Below are 16,845 nucleotides of genomic sequence, written 5' to 3'. Positions count from 1 at the left end.
CGCATACGCAAGGCCGTCCGGGCCCGCGGCCACTTCCCGAACGAGGCTGCCGCCATGAAGTGCGTCTACATGGCGCTGATGAGCTTGGACCCGACGGGCAAGGGCCGCAAGCGGTGGACCATGCGCTGGAAGGCGCCGCTGAACGCCTTCCAGATCGCCTTCGAGGGCCGCCTCACCCCGAGCAACAGCTGACCACTCAACAACCAAGATCAGCCGTTAAGTTGACACACCCGCAGGGCGCCACCAGATGCATCGCAGGCCGATTCACCCGCGGGCTCGGCGCGAACCCGGTCCGGCCCTGCAGGGTTCGCAGGTCCCGGAGCCGACTTGACCCCCGGCTTCGGGACCGACTACGGGTTTCATGTGCGCGTAGCCTGGCGCTGCGGGTGGCATATCCCCTCCGTGGGTGAACCGGTGAGCCGCGTCAGTGCTCCTCGGCCGCCGGCTCCAGAACGAACACCGGGATCTCACGGTCCGTCTTCTTCTGGTACTCGGCATAGTCCGGGAACGCCTCGACGGCTCGAGCCCACCACACGGCCTTCTCGTCCCCGGTCACCTCGCGTGCCAGCATGTCCTGGCGCACCGGGCCGTCCTGAAGCTCCACCCGAGGGTCGGCCACCACGTTGTGGTACCAGACCGGGTGCTTGGGTGCTCCTCCCAAGGAGGCGACCACGGCGTAGGAGCCGTCGTGCTCCACCCGCATGAGCGGGGACTTGCGAATCTTGCCGCTCTTCGCGCCCAGGGTGGTCAGGATGACGACAGGCAGGTCCCGCCGCTTCGCGTCCTCCGAACCGACCAGGCTGCTCAGCGTCGTTCCTTCCCTACCACCGGAGCTTTCGTACAGCTCCACCTGGTCACGTACCAACTGCATCGTGCTCGGCTCGTACTCGCCTTTGAGCGGCATGTTGCCCATCTCCATGCTGTCGAAGAGTCTTCGTTCCACGCAACGCACAAGGCGGACGCGATCATTCCCGGTGCGATCAACCGGGCGTGACCGGCGGGCTCCCCTCGCCCCGATCACACGTTCGCGCGCGTCCGGGGCGGCGTCACCGGCCGGCGCCCAGACGCGTTCGCGGACGTGGGAGCGCGCGCCGCAGATCGCGTTGAGCCAGTGATTCCCGCTGGAGGCGAACGTGGCGATCAGCCGGGAGACGGTCGGGTCGGAGGCCACCCGGCCCGACCAGGTCCGGCTCGGCCCGCAGCATCGCCACGTCGGCCAGCCAGTCCCCGCCCAGTGCCAGCACCACCGCGACATCCAGCAGGACCCTTGCCAGGATCGTGCACCGTCTGCGGCTTGCGTCGCCACGAGCCCAACGCGGGCGATACGCCGTGTCCAGGCCGGACTTGCGGACTGTCTCCACCAGCGGGACGGCCCCGGCCTGAGCGAGCACCCCACGGCCACCGCCCTCGGCACGCACAAACGGGTACGACCCGAGACGCTTCTTCACCTGGGAAATGCTTCCTTCCTTGCAGCCAGAAGGACCCTCGACATGTCCCATCGATGCAGGTCAGGAGCGCTTTCCACTTTTTGATCAAACTTCGGATACCGACGCCGGTGAAAAGCCCGAGGCCAGCCTGAACTGCCGCTCACCCACGACATCCATCGGCCCGCCACACCATGACGGGCCTTCCTCGTACCGGCGGGAATCCCGAGAAGGGCCGCACGCCCCAGAAGTCGGGGAAGACTGGTGAGCCGGCGAAACTCACCAGCCCTGTCAGGGAGTCGGCAATCCAGCCTCGACCAGGCTCAGCAATCGTGCATCCGGACCAGCTCTTCGAAGCGGACGGCCCCGCGGGCCGGCGAAGAGCCTTAGAGGTTGTCTCACGTGGCAAGTTTCGCGAGCTTCTTGTAGCAGGTCAGGGCGGCGGCCATGGCCAGGCCTCGGCTCTGCCTGTCGTTGCGGACCACGTACGGGATCTTGAGACCACGAGCAGCCCATGGCAGGCTCATGCCGCATGATCGATGAATTCGCGAAAAACAACCTGCACGAGAGACTGCGGCGGGACCGCAAGGCGCTGCTCTGGAAACTCGACGGCTTGTCCGAATACGACGCCCGCCGACCTTTGACAGCGACCGGGACCAACCTCCTCGGCCTGGTCAAACACGTGGCCACCGTCGAGGCCAGGTACTTCGGCGAGGTCTTCGACCGCCCTTCCCCGGAACCGCTGCCCCGGTGGCAGGACTCCAACGGCAGCGATCTGTGGGCGACCGAGGACGAGACCCGCGATCAGATCATCGGGTTCTACCGGCGCACGTGGGAACACTCGGACGCGACGATCAACGAGCTTCCCCTCGACGCCCCCGGCCACGTGCCGTGGTGGCCGGAGCCTTATGCCGACACCAACCTGTTCGCCATCATGGTCCATGTCCTCGGCGAGTCCATCCGGCATGCCGGGCACGCCGATATCCTGCGCGAGGGCCTCGACGGCCGGACCGGGTTGCGCGCCGAACTCGAGAAGCAGATCGACGAGGAAGCCCGTGCAGCCTACTGCGCGAAGATCGAGCAGGCCGCCAGGTCGGCCGCACCAATCAAGGCTTAGAAGTTGTCTCACGTGACTTGATGTTCGTGCGGCATGATGCCGGTCGTGGGTGCTGATCTGTCGAAGTGTCTGGTTCCTGATGAACTCTGGGAGCTGGCCGCCCCGTTGCTGCCGTCGTTCGCTGCTCGTCCGCAAGGTGGTGGGACCGCTCCGTGTGACGAGCGGGCCGTGTTCACGGCAGTGGTGTACGCGCTGACCAGCGGCTGTACCTGGCGGCATTTGCCGCCGACGTTCGGCACGTCGCCCGCCACCGCGGATCGCCGCTTCACGGTATGGACCGAGGCCGGCCTGTGGCGTCGGCTGCACCGGGCGGTGCTGGACGAACTCGGGGCCCGGGGCGAGGTGGACTGGACCCCGGCGATCGTCGACGCAGCCTCCGTTCGCGCCAAAAGGGGGGATCGCTGACCGGGCCGAACCCGGTCGATCGCGGCAAGAAGGGCAGCAAGCTGCACGTGCTGTCCGATGCCCAGGGCATCCCGCTCGCCGTCGCCGTGTCCGGCGCGAACATGCACGACAGCCTCGCCCTCAAGCCGCTCGAAAGGCCCGGCATCGCCGCCGATCATGAGTCGGTGCGATCCGGTGCCGTCGGGAGAGACGCCGACGTCCTTGGCAAGGGCACGGCGCCTGTACAGCGCCAGCTTGACGGGACTCGACCCAGCAGCGAACTCGACGTACATGCGGCCAAGGCTCTTCGCCACGGCAAGGCCTTGGTCGAGGTAGAACCGCTTGCTCGCGGCCACGTCCGCGACTCCGAGCAGGAGCACGATCTCGTCGACCCGCCGGGTTGCCGGGCCGGTGTCCTTCTTCGCCGAGGTCGCGACCTTCCAGATCGTCCCGTCCGGGGCTCGTACGACACCGCCGTAGCCCCAGAGCGACTTCGCGGCAGGCTTCAGCGGCGCGGCACCGGCCTCCAGGGCGGCGCCGATGAGGCTGTTGGCGGTGGCCGGCTGGGACACCGTGAGCGTCAGCGTGAACCCACGGAAGCCGGTCGTCGGTGCCTTGGAGGCCCGCAGGCGTATCTGCGTGTCCAAAACGAAGGCGGCGGTGTAGAAGCGGTTGGCGGCCGTGGGGTCGGCCACGTCGAGGGTGACGGATTCGATGAATGCCATGGCCAGCGCTTCTTGATTCCTGACCGGTCTTGTCACCTGTTTGCCATACACGGCGGGCATCCCCGCCGCAGCGCCCGTTGCGCGGCGCCGGTAGTCACTGGGCGGCATGCCGACCAGCTCGGTGAAGCGGGTGCTGAAGGCGCCCAGCGATGAGCAGTCGACCGCGAAGCAGACCTCGGTGATGCTGAGGTCGCCACTACGCAGCACGCCGTCGCGCGCTCGATGCGATGCGTCATCAGGTACGCGCGGCGACTCGCCGTAGGCCAGCCGGAACTGGCGGCTGAGGTGCCCGGCGGTCCCCGGTCCAGTCCAGACCGACCGCACATGGTGTCCAGCACCTTGACTGATGTCATGTACGTACCAGAGGATCTGGCGCAAAACCATTCACCGGCGGAAGGCACCAGGTCTGATATGTCCATGCGCCGCATCGTCAGCATTGCCGCCTCAACGGCCCTCGCAGCTCCGCTCGTCACGCTCGCCGCAACACCCGCGCAGGCACTGACCTGCGACGGCGCTCACGTCGGGGTATACGTCGCCGTCCGTAGTATCGGGCCGGTCTACACGCCCACCGACGGGGGCTCGACCAGCATCAAGCTGGAGCTGAAGAACGAGCGCATCAGCGACTGGTCTCACGCACTGATTTCGCAGGGGTACCTTTCGGGCGCGTCCATGCGTGTCTGGGTCGAGCGGTCCTCAAACAATTCGACGTGGAGCGCCTGTTCAAAGACGACGGGTTCCAAGTCTCTGGAGGCCAAAAACCTCAACTACTACATGCGCGCCTGCATGGACTACCTGTACAACAACACGCGGTACGGCTTCTGCACGAGCAGCTACTTCGACAAGGACTAGCAGCGCCGGGCGCCAGCTGCTGCGGCCCCGCCCACCGCGGGCGGGGCAGCTGTGCCGGCGCGTCCACAAGCGTGTGGAGCAGCCCGGCCGACTGCAGCAGCGACGCGAGTCGCAGTTCCAGCCGTGGTTCGAGATACAGGGTGGAACCTCTCATTCCGCTGCTTCTCCTTGCTAGGGACGCAGACTGTTTCGCGTCGGCGGTAAGACCTATCGATCAGGGGCCCGGTGACGCCCGTACCGGCCAGAAGGTGCGGATCTGAGCCTCCGGCAAGTGGTGCGACGGGCCCTAGGCGCCGGACGCCCGGGCGGTCACGGCGTCACCAGCGGCAACGTCGCGGTGGGGTGCCGGGCCCTCGGGACTCCGGGTGAGGCCGGTCCTCGACTCCCATGGTGCCGGGGACGCGTTCGTCAGCGGCTTCCTGCATGGGCCGGCAGCCGGCCGGCCGGACCTTGAGGAGCGCGCCCGTCTGGGCGCGCGGGCCGGCACCCACGCCTGCCGACCGAGCCCCACACGGACCTGATCGGCCCCGGCGACCGGCTATCACTGAGGTCTGATCGGCTCAGGTCTGGCGCAGCGGTTCGTAGGTCTCCTGGCCGAGCCCGAACGTCCAGGCCACGCCTTCCTTCGCGGTCCGTGTCGTGGGCGGCACGCGCAGCCAGTACGTACGGTGCGTGCCGTCCGGCTCGGGGGTGGAGTTGACCACCTCGACCATCACCACGTCCTCGTCGCCCTGGAGCGCGATCCGCCAGAGGATGCCCGTCTCGTCGCGGTGCACCGGCTGGGCGTCCGACTCGCTGAGATAGCGGTCGTAGCCGTAGAACTCCAGCATCACGCGGCGCAGCTCCGCGTTCTCCTCGGCCCGTATGCGCGCGGGGGTCAGTGATGCCAGCTCGTCGAGGAATGCGGCGGGTACCGGCATACCCCGCCAGGCGTACAGCGCGAAGCCGTCCGGAAAGGCCAGAGCCGGGCCGTCGCCACGGTCGAGGCGTCCGGCCTCGTCGCGGTGCAGCTCCACCGGCCGCTCGCTGATGACCACCGCGTTTTTGTACGGCCACCACCATCCGGCGGTCCTGGCCACCTGCGCCAGCCCTGCGAGCCGCTCGCCACGGCCGTCGAATGCCGCGAGCCAGGCCGCGTCGTGCTGGCCGAGCACCGCGTCGAGGAGGAGCAACCGCACGTCGGACTCGTCCTCCGGGTGCTCCACAAGCTCCGCGACGATTCCGGCACGTATCCGCTCGGCCAGTTCCCTGGTGGTGTCCCACAATTGCGCGCCGGTCGCCGACCATAGAGCGGACCAGCCCTGGGGTCCCAACTCGTCGTGCAGACGACGTCGTTCATCGGCCCACGGCCGGGTGCGGACCTCGTCGCGCACCGAAGGTCCCGCCCCGTTGAGCTTTTCGACGGCCTCGACCGCCGCCTTGGGCGACGCGGCCCAGACGATCGTCTTCGGCGCTTCGAGACCCGCCGTGCGGTAGGCGAGCCGCACTCCTTCTTCCGCGGCCGCCCGGTCCGCCGCTCCCGTCGCCGCCGCGACAGCCCGCCATGTCATTACGTTCTGCATCAGAAGTCCCTGTCCCCTGTTCCCTGTCCCGCCCTGCACTCCTGGCACTGCGCTGTCCATTCGTACTCTGCCGCGCCCCGCCACGAGCGAGGCTCAGTCGGCGACGATACGGACCGAGCCGGGCACGTACTCCCGCTGGCGCACCACGCGGTACCAGCCCTTCGGCAGCGGTATCGCCGCGTGCTCCTCGTGCACCACCCGCCCGCCGTCGGGCAGGTGAAGCAGCATCGGGTCGAGAGGGCCCGCCTCACGCACCAGCCTGCCGGGCCCCTGCACCGCGTGCGCATGCCCGGTGACTTCGCCCAGTGCGAGCACCAACCGTCCCCGCCCGTCGCGCGGTTCACCGTGTGCGTCCACGAGGTGCGCCGGCACCGCCGACTCCCCCAACGGCATGATCAGAACGTCCCCTTGCCGGTACATGGCTGACTCCCCTCGTTGGCGCACACGCTGTGCCGACCACGTGGAAAACGCTACGGCCCGGGTCTGACAATCGGCCCCGACCTGGGACGACGGGGGCCCGCTCGCAGCATTGTCAGTGCGGCTTGGTAAACCTTTCGCACGTCAGTCGACCGCTCAGCGTCAGGAGATCAGGGCCATGTCCCACGTGGACCATCTGCAGGATTTGCTCGGCCTCCCGGCCGTCGACTTCCACCCCACCCCCTCGCCATTGCCCGCCGCGGACGCCGCCGCGTGGCGCATCTCCGTGAACCCGTACGACGACGACCCGCCCTGGGACGAGGTGTTCGACGAGTTCCTGAAAACCGTCGACCCCGGGAAGGTACGCGCACTGATCATCGGCCAGTGGGGCGAGGCGTACGACAACGATTCGAGCTTCCCCATTAACCTCGTCATCGCCGCCGCCGACCGGCTGACTGCCCTGGAGGCCGTCTTCGTCGGCGACATGACCTCCGAGGAGAACGAGATCTCCTGGATCGAGCAGTCCAATGTCACGGGCCTGCTCAGCGCGTTCCCCCGCCTGCTGGAGCTCGGCGTGCGCGGCGGCAGCCAGCTCCGCTTCCCGCCGGTGCACCACCCGCGGCTGCGCTCGCTCGTCTTCGAGTCCGGCGGCCTCCCGGCGGAGGTGGTGCGCGGCGTCATCGAGAGCGAACTCCCTTCCCTGAACCACCTCGACCTGTGGCTCGGCGTCGCGGAGTACGGCGGCGACACTGAACTCACCGACCTCGCACCGCTGCTGTCCGGTTCCCGCTTCCCGGGGCTTCGCCATCTCGGCCTGCGCAACAGCGAGATACAGAACGAGATCGCGGCCGCGGTCGCGTCGGCCCCCGTCGTCGCCCGACTGCGCACCCTCGACCTGTCTAACGGAACCCTCGGCGACGAGGGTGCGGCCGCGCTGCTCGAAGGGCAGCCGCTCACCCATCTCGAATGCCTCGACCTGCACCACCACTTCCTCTCCGAGGAGATGGAACGCCGGGTCGCCGACGCGCTGGAGCCGCACGGGGTGCGTGTTGACGTATCGGAGCGCGAGGAGCCGTGGGACGGCCGTGGCGCCGAGGGCCGCTATACGGCAGTGGCGGAGTGAGTTGTCCATGACCGGGATCGACCACCCCGAGACGTTCCACGGACTTCCCGTCCACACGCTCCCCGATCCCGACGACGAGCACGCTCCGCCGCTCCCGTCGGCGGACTCCGTGGCCTGGCGCCTGGACTGTCTGTGGAACGAGAACAATCCGTTCCCCGAGCTGTGGGGCCGTTTCCTCTCCTCGGTCGACTCCACGCAGGTCCGTGCGCTGATACTCGGCCCGTGGTGGCACGACGAATACTCGCCTCTGCGTCCCGTCCTCGACCTGATCATCGCGGACGCGGACCGCTTCCCCGCGCTGCGTGCCCTGTTCCTCGCCGACGTCACGAGCGAGGAGTGCGAGGTGTCCTGGCTGGAGATGACCGACGTCACCCCCTGCCTCCAAGCGTTCCCCCGGCTCGAAGAGCTGACGGTGCGCGGCTGTGGCGACGCCATCTCGGGACAGGACGTCCTGTCCCTGCGACCGGTCCGCCACGATGCGCTGAAGGTGCTGCGCTTCGAATCGGGTGGCCTGCCGGGTTCCGTCGTCAGGGCCCTCGGCGCCTCCACACTGCCCGCCCTGGAGCGCCTCGAACTCTGGCTCGGCGTCACGCATTACGGAGGCGACGCGACGGTCGCCGACCTGGCGCCGCTGTTGTCCGGCGGCGCCTTCCCCCACCTGAGCCATCTGGGGGTGCAGAACAGCGAGATCCAGGACGAGATCGCTGTCGCAGTCGCCTCGGCCCCCGTCGTCGCGCAGCTGGACTCGCTGGCGCTGTCGATGGGAACCCTCAGCGACACCGGCGCCGAAGCCCTGCTAGGCGGCCAGCCGCTGACTCACCTCCGGGAGCTGGACCTCCACCATCACTACATGCAGGAGGCGATGCAGCAGCGCCTGCGGAAGGAGCTCGAGCCACAGGGCGTACGGCTGAACCTGGACCAAGCCGACTACTGGGACCCCGAGAACGACGAGCCCCGCTATGTCGCCGTCGACGAGTAGCGCGGCGGGGCCGCGATTCGCGGTCGTCGGCAACCCCGCCAACCGCCGCGTCGCGCTCTTCCAGAGGGCCGTGGCCGCCGCCGGCCTGCCCGCCGCGCGCGTCGTGCCCTGGCTGGAGGTGCTCCGCCAAGGGGTTTCCTTCCAGCCGGGCGAGATTGTACGGATCGACTCGCCCGGGGAAGACGCCGACGTCGAGCGGCTGTTGCGCGGCGTCGGCGACGCCACCCGGGTGGAGGGCTCGGCCCACTGGTACGAGCGGTTCACCGCGGCCGTACGGGAGGTGGGGCAGGCGGCCGAGGGCTGCACACTGCTCGACGACCCCGACGAGCTGGCGGTGCTGTTCGACAAGCGGCTGTGCCATGCCGCACTGCACCGCACAGGTGTTCCCGTGCCGCCCTCGCCCACATCGGGGGCCCCGGTCCTGCCCGTGCAAGGCTGGTCGGACGTACGCGAACTGCTGCGCGCGCACCGGATGCCGCGCGCTTTCGTCAAGCTCGCGCACGGTTCGTCCGCCTCCGGTGTGCTGGCCGTCGAGACGGCGGGATCCGGGCGGGTACGGGCCACCACGTCGGTGGAGCGCGACAGCCAAGGACGGCTCTTCAACTCCCTTCGGGTACGCCGCTGTACGACCGAAGGTGAGGTCGCCGCGATCGTCGACGCTCTGGCGCCCGACGGCCTGCACGTCGAGCGCTGGCTCCCCAAGGCCTCCCAGCGGGGCCGGGCCACCGACCTGCGGGTGGTGGTCGTCGCCGGCCGGGCGACCCATGCCGTCGTACGGACCAGCCGCTCCCCCATGACCAACCTCCACCTCGGCGGAGCCCGCGGGGACCTCGACGAGGCCCGAGCCGCCGTCGAGGCGGCGGGCGGCAGCTGGGCGGGCGCCCTTGACGTGTGTGAGCGGGCCGCGGCCTGCTTCCCGCGCACGCTCTGCGTGGGCGTCGATCTGCTGCCGGCGGTCGGCTGGCGCCGCTTCGCGGTCGGCGAGGTCAACGCGTTCGGCGACCTGCTGCCGAACCTCACCGGCCTGCCCGGTAGCGGCGCCGAGGGCCTGGACACCTACGCGGCGCAGGTCGCCGCCGTACAGCGCACGACAAGGAACCACGATGCAATCGCCTGACATGAACGAGCCGGACGCGAACGAGTTGGAGTCCAGCAAGAACGAGTTGGACCCCAACACGCCGGACATGACCCAGATCGTGGGCAGCCACGATCTGCTGCTCGTCACCCTCGACACCCTGCGCCACGACGTCGCCGCCGAGCTGGCCGCCGCCGGACGCATTCCGAACCTGGTCCGCCATCTTCCGGGCGGTGTCTGGGAGAAGCGGCACGCGCCCGGCAGCTTCACCTACGCCTCGCACCAGGCGATCTTCGCAGGCTTCCTGCCCACACCCGCTGCGCCAGGCCCCCACCCCCGCCTCTTCGCCGCACGCTTCGCGGGCAGCGAGACCACCGCCGAGCGCACTTTCGTCTTCGATACCCCCGACCTGGTCTCCGGCCTCGCGGACGCCGGTTACCGCACCGTGTGCATCGGCGGCGTCGGCTTCTTCAACCACCAGGGCCCTCTCGGCTCGGTACTGCCCGGGATGTTCCAGGAGAGCCACTGGGAGCCGGAGTTCGGTGTGGCGTCCCCCCTCTCCTTCGAGAAGCAGGTGGCCCGGGCCGAGGAGGTCGTCGCCGGACTCCCCGCCGGGCAGCGGCTGTTCCTGTTCGTCAATGTCTCCGCGCTGCACCAGCCCAACTGGTTCCATCTGCGCGGCGCCACCGGCGAGGCCGGCGACTCCCACGCGACCCATGCTGCCGCCCTGGAGTACGTCGACCGGCACATCGGCCGCCTCTTCGCCACCGCGAGCAGCCGCCGCCCCTGCTTCGCGATCATCTGCTCCGACCACGGCACGGCATACGGCGACGACGGGTACACCGGTCACCGTCTCGGCCACGAGGCCGTGTGGACCGTGCCGTACGCCCAGTTCACCCTCGATCAAGGGGCTCTCCGATGAACACCGCGGTCCGCCCCTACCAGAGTTACGTATACGCCTACCCGCACAAAACGGCGTACCGCGAGCTGAAAGACCGGCCCGCACTGCGCGAACTCTGGGCGGGTGAGCCCAAAAACGCCCTCTCCCTCTACCTCCACATACCGTTCTGCGAGGTCCGCTGCGGGTTCTGCAACCTCTTCACCCGTATCGGTGCCCCCGACGAGCTGACCGGCCGGTATCTCGCCGCGCTCGACCGCCAGGCCACCGCCGTACGCGACGCCCTCGACGAAGCCGCAGACGGAGGCGGGACCCGCTTCGTCGCCGCCGCTTTCGGCGGCGGCACCCCCACCTTCCTCACCGCCGACGAGCTGGACCGGCTCTGCGACATCGCCGAGAAGCGGATGGGCGCGGACCTGCGTGCGGTACCGCTCTCCGTCGAGGCGTCCCCCGCCACCGCGACGGCCGACCGGCTCGCTGTGCTGGCCGGCCGCGGTACGACCCGCCTGAGCCTCGGGATCCAGAGCTTCGTCGACGCCGAGGCCCGCGCGGCCGTACGCCCACAGCGCCGCGCCGACGTCGAGGCGGCCCTCGCCCGCATCCGTGACGCGCGTATCCCCGTCCTCAACATCGACCTGATCTACGGCATAGAGGGCCAGACCGCAGACACCTGGCGCGTATCCCTCGACGCCGCGCTCGCCTGGCGGCCCGAGGAGCTCTACCTCTACCCCTTGTACATACGCCCGCTGACCGGCCTCGGCAGGATCGGTGCCGAAGCCGACGCCGCCTGGGACAGCCGGCGACTGCAGCTGTACCGCCAGGGCCGGGACCACCTCGTCGAGCACGGCTACGAGCAGGTGTCGATGCGGATGTTCCGCCGCAAGGACGCGCCGAAGCAGGCATCCGACGACTACGCCTGCCAAACCGACGGCATGATCGGCCTCGGCTGCGGAGCCCGCTCGTACACCTCTGCGCTCCACTACTCCTTCGACTACGCCGTCGACATGCGAGAAATCCGGTCGATCATTGACGACTACACCGCCACCGACGACTTCTCTCGTGCCGAGGTCGGCCGGTACGTCGACGCCGACGAGGCACGACGCCGCCATCTGCTCCAGTCGCTCCTCCAGGCCGAAGGCATGCCACTGGCCGACTATGCCGACCGCTTCGGCACCCCACCGGCCGACGACTTCCCGGCGGAGCTCGACCGTTTCGCCGCCCGCGGCTGGCTCGACGACACGGCAGGCCCCGGCCTTCTGCGCCTTTCCCCAGAAGGCCTCGCGCACTCCGACGCGCTCGGCCCCGAGCTCTTCTCCGACTCCGTACGGGCCGCCATGGCCGCGTACGAAATGAAGTGAGCTGCCATGGACCTGACGATTCTCTACCGCGGGCCGCTCGCCTCCTGCGACTACGACTGTCCGTACTGCCCCTTCGCCAAGCGCCGCGACAGCACTGACCAGTTGCGCACCGACCGAGCCGCGCTCGAGCGCTTCACCGCATGGGCGGCCGCACAGACCGGCGACCGCCTTTCGGTGCTCTTCACCCCCTGGGGCGAAGGCCTGGTCCGCTCCTGGTACCGCCGGGCGCTCGCCGAGCTCTCCCATGTGCCGCACATCGCACGCGTCGCCATCCAGACGAACCTCAGTTGCCGCACCGACTGGCTGACGGAAACCGACCTCGCCACGCTCGCACTGTGGTGCACCTACCATCCGGGCCAGACGCCGTACGACCGCTTCCTCGGCAAGTGCCGCGAGCTGACCGCGATGGGCGCGCGCTTCAGCGTCGGTGTCGTCGGCTTCCCCGAACACCTCGGGGAGGCGCGACGGCTGCGCGCCGGCCTCCCCGACGAGGTGTATCTATGGGTCAACGCGGCCGAGGGCCGCACCTATACGGACGAGGAGGCCGGCCACTGGACGGCTCTGGACCCCCTCTTCCCGTACAGCCGCCACCCGCATCGCTCGGCCGGACTGCCCTGCCGTACGGGCCAATCGGTGATCTCGGTGGACGGCGAAGGCACGGTACGCCGCTGCCACTTCGTGCCCGCCGAACTCGGCAACCTCTACGACGGCTCCTACCGGCAGGCGCTGAGCCCGCGCGCCTGCCCCCTCGCCGCCTGCGACTGCCACATCGGCTATGTCCATCTGGAGACGCTGCCGTTGTACGACGTCTTCGCGGGCGGCGTCCTGGAACGCATACCCGCCGGGTTCTTGTTGGCCGGGTCGCGGTCCGGCCGCGTGACCTGATCGAGCAGAAAGCTGCTGAGAAGGGCCGGGAGATCATCGCCCTTGAGGTGATGCCCGATCACGTGCACCTGTTTGTCAAGCACGAACCGAAGGCGTCCGCCTCGTATGTGGCGCACCAGTTCAAGGGCTTCACCTCCCGCGTGATGCGCGAGGAGGAAGCAGAAGGAAAAGGCCGAGCGTGCACCGCGCGTATAAGTTCCTCCTCCGCCCCACCGTCCGCCAGGCCCAGGCCCTGGGCGAGATGCTTCGGGATCACTGCTCGCTCTGCAACGGGGCGTTGCACGAACGCCGGGATGCCTACCGGCACGCCTCGAAAACCTCGATCAAGTGGGCAGCAGTCCGCCCAGCTGGGGGAGATCCGGGCGTACGATCCGCAGTGTCAGGGCCGGTGGTCGTTCTCCCCCCAGCAGGCGACGCTGCGCCGTTTGGACAAGGCGTTCGCGGCGTTCTTCCGCCGGGTGAAGGCTGGTGAGAAGCCGGCTGTCCCCGCTTCCGTGGGGTGAACTGGTTCGACACGGTGAAGTTTTAAAAGGACGGGGACGGATGCCGCTGGGACTCCACCCCGCACGACCTGGTCACCCGCGCCCGTCTCCAAGGTGTCGGCCACGTCCGCGTACACCAACACCGCGCACCACCCAAGAGAAGTTCGCGTGCACCCAGTGCGGACACCATGCCAACGCCGACCAGGTCGGTGCACTCAACGTCGCAATCAGGGCCGGGCTGGTCCTCCCGACGTGGCCTGGCCACCGACAGGAGAAGCCCTCCGGATTCAGCGGAGGGAGGAGTCACAGGAGCCGATCTTGTGAGTGCTCAGCTCTTTTCCGGCTCCAGACGCAGCGAGATCGAGTTGATGCAGTACCGCTGGTCGGTCGGGGTCGGGTAGCCCTCGCCCTCGAAGACGTGGCCCAGGTGCGATCCGCATCGCGCGCACCGAACCTCGGTGCTGGTGGGGGTTTCCGGGATGAGTTCGACCGCGTCGGTGTCCTTCGGGTCGTAGAAGGACGGCCAGCCGCAGTGTGACTCGAACTTGGTGTCGGAACGGAAGAGCTCGGCACCGCAGGCCCGGCACGAGTACGTGCCGACCGTCTTGGTGTTCGTGTACTCACCGACGAAGGGGGCCTCGGTCGCTGCCTGGCGCAGCACCGCGTATTCGCCCGGGGTCAGCTCCGCACGCCACTGCTCGTCCGGCTTTTCGACGTCGTAAGCCATGAAACGCGCCTCCTCAGATCGACAGGCGGGCCAGGATGTCCGGACCTAGGTCTGACCTAGGTCCATGACATCGCCCGCGGAATGGAAAGAACGAGTTCGCTGGGCTTCGCCCATTCCCGCGATCACCTGACGGCCGCCTTGTCGCTCACAGCCATGACCGGCTGCCAGAAGCTCAACAGCTGTCAGGCGTACCAGTTGATGCCGGGCCGATCCGGTTCGTGGACGACGGTGGGCCACATCGCCGGATCTTGAGGCCATCGCATCAGGTGGGCCGTAGACGGCAAGCTGGGAATGGACACGGTGCTCCGGGTCACCCGCGCCGAGCACCTGGTCGTGCCCGATGACGGCATGCCCGGGGCGTATCCCCCGGCGCCGTCCCCTGGGCAGCGCGACGGCCCCAGTGGCACGGAGGCTGACAGGGAACACCCCGAGGGGCGGCCGGTTCGTCCGGCCGCCTCCTCGGAAGGTCGAACCGTCGCCTGGCGCTTCCGGAGCGGAGCTCAGGACTCCTCGCGCATGGGCAGCCGCCAGTTCTGACGGGGGAAGTGGCAGGTGTAGCCGTCCGGGTAGCGGCGTAGGTAGTCCTGGTGCTCCGGCTCCGCCTCCCAGAACTCGTCGGCGGGAACCACCTCGGTTACCACCTTCCCCGGCCACAGGCCCGACGCATCCACGTCGGCGATGGTGTCCTCCGCGACCCGCCGCTGCTCCTCGTCGAAGTAGAAGACGGCGGACCGGTAGCTGGCGCCCATGTCGTTGCCCTGCCGGTTCTTCGTGCTCGGGTCGTGAATCTGGAAGAAGTACTCCAGGATCGTTCGGTAGTCGGTCACGTCACCGTCGAAGACGATCTCGATCGCCTCGGCGTGGTTGCCGTGGTTGCGGTACGTGGGGTGGGGGATCTCGCCGCCGCTGTACCCGACTCGGGTGCTCAGCACACCAGGGAGGGACCGGAGCAGCTCCTGCATGCCCCAGAAGCACCCGCCCGCCAGCCACGCCTTCTGCTCGTTCATGTTCACAGTCCGTTTCGTCGAGGTTGTTCCATTGAAGACAGGTCTCGCATCTGGTGGCTCATGCCGGGAGCGGGGCCTGTAGCGGGTGAGGCTGGCCCGACCAGCCCGCCCGCGGGATCAGACGGCGATCGCGTTGATCGCCCCGGGAATGTTGCTGCAGGCCGCCTTGGAGTACGGGGCGAGCTGGGTGGACTCGGCCTGGTCGACACCGCCGCTCTCGATTCCAGATGCGCATTCGGCGGCGACGAGCAGACGACACTCGGTGAACAGAATGCTCAGCCGGCGGCGGGGCTGCTCGGGGTTGGTGGCCATAACCGGACCCACCGAGCTTTTTCGTCAGTGCCAGGGCGTCGCGGTTGGACCAGGCCGCCATTTACGGCCGTCACCGAAGTCCCCTGGGGAAATGGATGCGATACCAGCCCCAGGGACGACGCAATAGTGGCAGCTTATGGAGTCACCTGTCAAGGGGGTGACAACTTCGCGGTAGATCGGCCGACGGACACTGTACGGCGCCGTTCGCCGCCCGGGAGGTGCCTACGCCTGCGGCCTCGCCATCGGTACCGCCCTCTTGGGAACGGAGGTCCCGGAGGCCGGCGGATTCGTACGTCGACGGGCGAGGAGCTGCGTGGACAGCGGTGGGTAACCGTTGGAGATGCGCGGGGCTACGGGCGCTGATTCCCTGAGGGCGCGAGCGCACTTCCCCACCCAGGGGCTGGATGGCTTCGGAGCGGGTGGGGAGGGTTTCCGGCAGTGGGGAGCCGCCCGGTGTTCTATTACGTGCTCAAGTACGTTCTTCTGGGGCCGCTGCTGCGGCTGCTGTTCCGGCCGCGGACGGACGGGCTCGAGCACGTTCCGGCGGAGGGCGCGGCGATCGTCGCCGGGAATCACCTGTCGTTCGCGGACCCCCTCCTCATGCCCGCGGTCCTGAAACGGCGCATCACGTTCCTGGCCAAGGCGGAGTACTTCACGGCACCGGGCCTCACAGGCCGGCTGACCGCGTCGTTCCTGCGCAGTGCCGGGCAGATTCCGGTGGACAGGTCCGGCAGGGCCGCGGGGCAGGCGGCGCTCCGAGAGGGGCTGGGGGTGCTGACGAAGGGAGAGCTGCTCGCGATCTACCCGGAGGGCACGCGCTCCCCCGACGGCCGGCTGTACAAGGGCAAAGTCGGGGTCGCGATGATGGCACTGGCCGCACAGGTGCCGGTGATTCCGTGCGCGATGGTGGGAACGTTCGAGATCCGGCCTCCGGGCCGGGTCCTGCCCAGGACCCGGCCGGTCGTAATCCGTTTCGGGGAACCGCTGGACTTCTCGCGCTTCACAGGGATGGAGCACCACAGGACGGTCCTGCGGGCCGTCACCGACGAGATCATGTACGCGATCCTGGGGCTGTCGGGCCAGGAGTACGTGGACCGGTACGCGGCTGACGTGAAGGCCGGACCTCCCGCAACACCATCTACAGCTACGTGCCCGAACTGAAGGGCGGCTCGCATTCGCCGAGACGGCCCGCGCGAGCGACGGACGCGGGTAAGGAAGCACCCACCCCGTCGTTCTCTCCGCGCGAGCGGAGGTGCAGGGTGACCAGCGTGCCCTTCGGTCACGGCTTCGGAGCGGTGGGGGTGGGTTTCGAAGTCGCGGGCGAGGCGGCGGTGGCGCATGAGCCGGCCGGCGCCGCGGGATGACCTTGAAGCCCTTCCGGGTGGGGTCGCGTCGTCCTACCTCGACGTCGATGCTGAGGCCGGCGCCGTGGTGCGGTAGCCAGTGTCGGCCGGTGCAGCAGGTGGTCCGCCTCATGCAGGCCGTCGCTCCTCCTGCCTGCTGTCGCGGGCCCCCTCGCCT

17 protein-coding genes and 8 pseudogenes are annotated in these 16,845 nt (G+C 68.8%); 14 read left to right on the top strand and 11 right to left on the bottom strand.

The genetic code is table 11. From position 1 onward, the window contains the following. Positions 1 to 192 (top strand): annotated as a pseudogene (locus AB0M62_RS30930) (IS256 family transposase); the annotation flags it as partial. Between the two features lie 232 nt (positions 193 to 424). On the opposite strand, the gene AB0M62_RS30925 reads toward AB0M62_RS30930, so the two are convergent. The 3 genes and pseudogenes from AB0M62_RS30925 to AB0M62_RS30915 form a co-directional block, all read right to left on the bottom strand. Beyond that, on the bottom strand, positions 425 to 904 hold the full coding sequence (locus AB0M62_RS30925) for a nitroreductase family deazaflavin-dependent oxidoreductase (protein WP_366077639.1): 480 nt from the start codon (positions 902 to 904) through the stop codon (positions 425 to 427). A 111-nt stretch (positions 905 to 1,015) separates the two neighbouring features. Beyond that, positions 1,016 to 1,448 (bottom strand): annotated as a pseudogene (locus AB0M62_RS30920) (transposase); the annotation flags it as partial. A 374-nt stretch (positions 1,449 to 1,822) separates the two neighbouring features. Continuing rightward, positions 1,823 to 1,951, bottom strand: coding sequence for a hypothetical protein (locus tag AB0M62_RS30915; protein WP_281066960.1), 129 nt, complete (start codon positions 1,949 to 1,951; stop codon positions 1,823 to 1,825). 5 nt (positions 1,952 to 1,956) lie between these two features. Here AB0M62_RS30915 and AB0M62_RS30910 point away from each other — a divergent pair, with 5 nt between their 5' ends. Then, positions 1,957 to 2,541 (top strand): DinB family protein, encoded by a 585-nt coding sequence (locus tag AB0M62_RS30910; protein WP_366077633.1) that lies wholly within the window; start codon positions 1,957 to 1,959, stop codon positions 2,539 to 2,541. Positions 2,542 to 2,574: 33 nt separating this feature from the next. After that, positions 2,575 to 2,946 (top strand): transposase, encoded by a 372-nt coding sequence (locus AB0M62_RS30905; protein ID WP_366077638.1) that lies wholly within the window; start codon positions 2,575 to 2,577, stop codon positions 2,944 to 2,946. Between the two features lie 140 nt (positions 2,947 to 3,086). On the opposite strand, the pseudogene AB0M62_RS30900 reads toward AB0M62_RS30905, so the two are convergent. Continuing rightward, positions 3,087 to 3,650 (bottom strand): annotated as a pseudogene (locus AB0M62_RS30900) (glyoxalase); the annotation flags it as partial. A 6-nt stretch (positions 3,651 to 3,656) separates the two neighbouring features. Further along, positions 3,657 to 3,947 (bottom strand): annotated as a pseudogene (locus tag AB0M62_RS30895) (helix-turn-helix transcriptional regulator); the annotation flags it as partial. 27 nt (positions 3,948 to 3,974) lie between these two features. Between AB0M62_RS30895 and AB0M62_RS30890 the strand changes: the two are divergent. Further along, entirely contained in the window at positions 3,975 to 4,499 is a 525-nt protein-coding gene (locus tag AB0M62_RS30890) for a hypothetical protein (protein ID WP_366077632.1), read from the top strand. 371 nt (positions 4,500 to 4,870) lie between these two features. Beyond that, positions 4,871 to 5,020, top strand: a pseudogene (locus tag AB0M62_RS30885) (PfkB family carbohydrate kinase); the annotation flags it as partial. A 39-nt stretch (positions 5,021 to 5,059) separates the two neighbouring features. On the opposite strand, the gene AB0M62_RS30880 reads toward AB0M62_RS30885, so the two are convergent. Both AB0M62_RS30880 and AB0M62_RS30875 read right to left on the bottom strand, forming a co-directional pair. Further along, the gene (locus tag AB0M62_RS30880) at positions 5,060 to 6,061 is read right to left on the bottom strand and encodes a DUF6745 domain-containing protein (RefSeq protein ID WP_366077631.1); all 1,002 of its coding nucleotides are present in this window, start codon (positions 6,059 to 6,061) and stop codon (positions 5,060 to 5,062) included. A 93-nt stretch (positions 6,062 to 6,154) separates the two neighbouring features. After that, a complete protein-coding gene (locus AB0M62_RS30875; RefSeq protein ID WP_366077630.1) occupies positions 6,155 to 6,481 on the bottom strand; it encodes a hypothetical protein in 327 nt (108 codons plus the stop codon). Positions 6,482 to 6,656: 175 nt separating this feature from the next. Here AB0M62_RS30875 and AB0M62_RS30870 point away from each other — a divergent pair, with 175 nt between their 5' ends. The 8 genes and pseudogenes from AB0M62_RS30870 to AB0M62_RS30835 all read left to right on the top strand — a co-directional run. Then, positions 6,657 to 7,601 (top strand): STM4015 family protein, encoded by a 945-nt coding sequence (locus AB0M62_RS30870; RefSeq protein ID WP_366077629.1) that lies wholly within the window; start codon positions 6,657 to 6,659, stop codon positions 7,599 to 7,601. 7 nt (positions 7,602 to 7,608) lie between these two features. Further along, a complete protein-coding gene (locus AB0M62_RS30865) occupies positions 7,609 to 8,580 on the top strand; it encodes an STM4015 family protein (protein ID WP_366077628.1) in 972 nt (323 codons plus the stop codon). Beyond that, positions 8,561 to 9,697, top strand: a complete 1,137-nt coding sequence (locus tag AB0M62_RS30860) for an STM4014 family protein (protein WP_366077627.1) — start codon at positions 8,561 to 8,563, stop codon at positions 9,695 to 9,697. Before AB0M62_RS30865 ends, AB0M62_RS30860 begins: the two co-directional genes overlap by 20 nt. A 67-nt stretch (positions 9,698 to 9,764) precedes the next feature. Continuing rightward, on the top strand, positions 9,765 to 10,577 hold the full coding sequence (locus AB0M62_RS30855; protein WP_366077637.1) for an STM4013/SEN3800 family hydrolase: 813 nt from the start codon (positions 9,765 to 9,767) through the stop codon (positions 10,575 to 10,577). After that, positions 10,574 to 11,911: an STM4012 family radical SAM protein gene (locus tag AB0M62_RS30850; RefSeq protein ID WP_366077626.1), complete on the top strand. Its 1,338-nt coding sequence runs from the start codon at positions 10,574 to 10,576 to the stop codon at positions 11,909 to 11,911. The genes AB0M62_RS30855 and AB0M62_RS30850 overlap by 4 nt, the downstream gene beginning before the upstream one ends. Before the next feature lie 6 nt (positions 11,912 to 11,917). Next, positions 11,918 to 12,796, top strand: a complete 879-nt coding sequence (locus tag AB0M62_RS30845; protein ID WP_366077625.1) for an STM4011 family radical SAM protein — start codon at positions 11,918 to 11,920, stop codon at positions 12,794 to 12,796. After that, positions 12,793 to 12,906: pseudogene (locus AB0M62_RS30840) on the top strand (transposase); the annotation flags it as partial. The gene AB0M62_RS30845 and the pseudogene AB0M62_RS30840, both read left to right, overlap by 4 nt. A 68-nt stretch (positions 12,907 to 12,974) precedes the next feature. Beyond that, a pseudogene (locus AB0M62_RS30835) lies at positions 12,975 to 13,424 on the top strand (RNA-guided endonuclease TnpB family protein); the annotation flags it as partial. 182 nt (positions 13,425 to 13,606) lie between these two features. On the opposite strand, the gene msrB reads toward AB0M62_RS30835, so the two are convergent. From msrB to AB0M62_RS30820, 3 genes are all read right to left on the bottom strand, one after another. Next, positions 13,607 to 14,005, bottom strand: a complete 399-nt coding sequence (msrB, locus tag AB0M62_RS30830; RefSeq protein WP_366077624.1) for a peptide-methionine (R)-S-oxide reductase MsrB — start codon at positions 14,003 to 14,005, stop codon at positions 13,607 to 13,609. Between the two features lie 500 nt (positions 14,006 to 14,505). Then, the gene (msrA, locus tag AB0M62_RS30825; RefSeq protein WP_366077623.1) at positions 14,506 to 15,012 is read right to left on the bottom strand and encodes a peptide-methionine (S)-S-oxide reductase MsrA; all 507 of its coding nucleotides are present in this window, start codon (positions 15,010 to 15,012) and stop codon (positions 14,506 to 14,508) included. A 117-nt stretch (positions 15,013 to 15,129) separates the two neighbouring features. Next, positions 15,130 to 15,324, bottom strand: a complete 195-nt coding sequence (locus AB0M62_RS30820) for a hypothetical protein (protein ID WP_366077622.1) — start codon at positions 15,322 to 15,324, stop codon at positions 15,130 to 15,132. 453 nt (positions 15,325 to 15,777) lie between these two features. Between AB0M62_RS30820 and AB0M62_RS30815 the strand changes: the two genes are divergently transcribed. Beyond that, positions 15,778 to 16,485 (top strand): lysophospholipid acyltransferase family protein, encoded by a 708-nt coding sequence (locus tag AB0M62_RS30815; protein WP_366077620.1) that lies wholly within the window; start codon positions 15,778 to 15,780, stop codon positions 16,483 to 16,485. Between the two features lie 119 nt (positions 16,486 to 16,604). On the opposite strand, the pseudogene AB0M62_RS30810 reads toward AB0M62_RS30815, so the two are convergent. Continuing rightward, a pseudogene (locus tag AB0M62_RS30810) lies at positions 16,605 to 16,755 on the bottom strand (IS5/IS1182 family transposase); the annotation flags it as partial. Positions 16,756 to 16,845 lie beyond the last annotated feature (90 nt).

This window comes from Streptomyces sp. NPDC051219, from assembly GCF_040682335.1.
In the GTDB taxonomy this organism is placed as follows: Bacteria; Actinomycetota; Actinomycetes; order Streptomycetales; family Streptomycetaceae; genus Streptomyces.
Note: the sequence above shows the minus strand (reverse complement) of the source record. Positions and strands in the feature narration are given on the sequence as shown.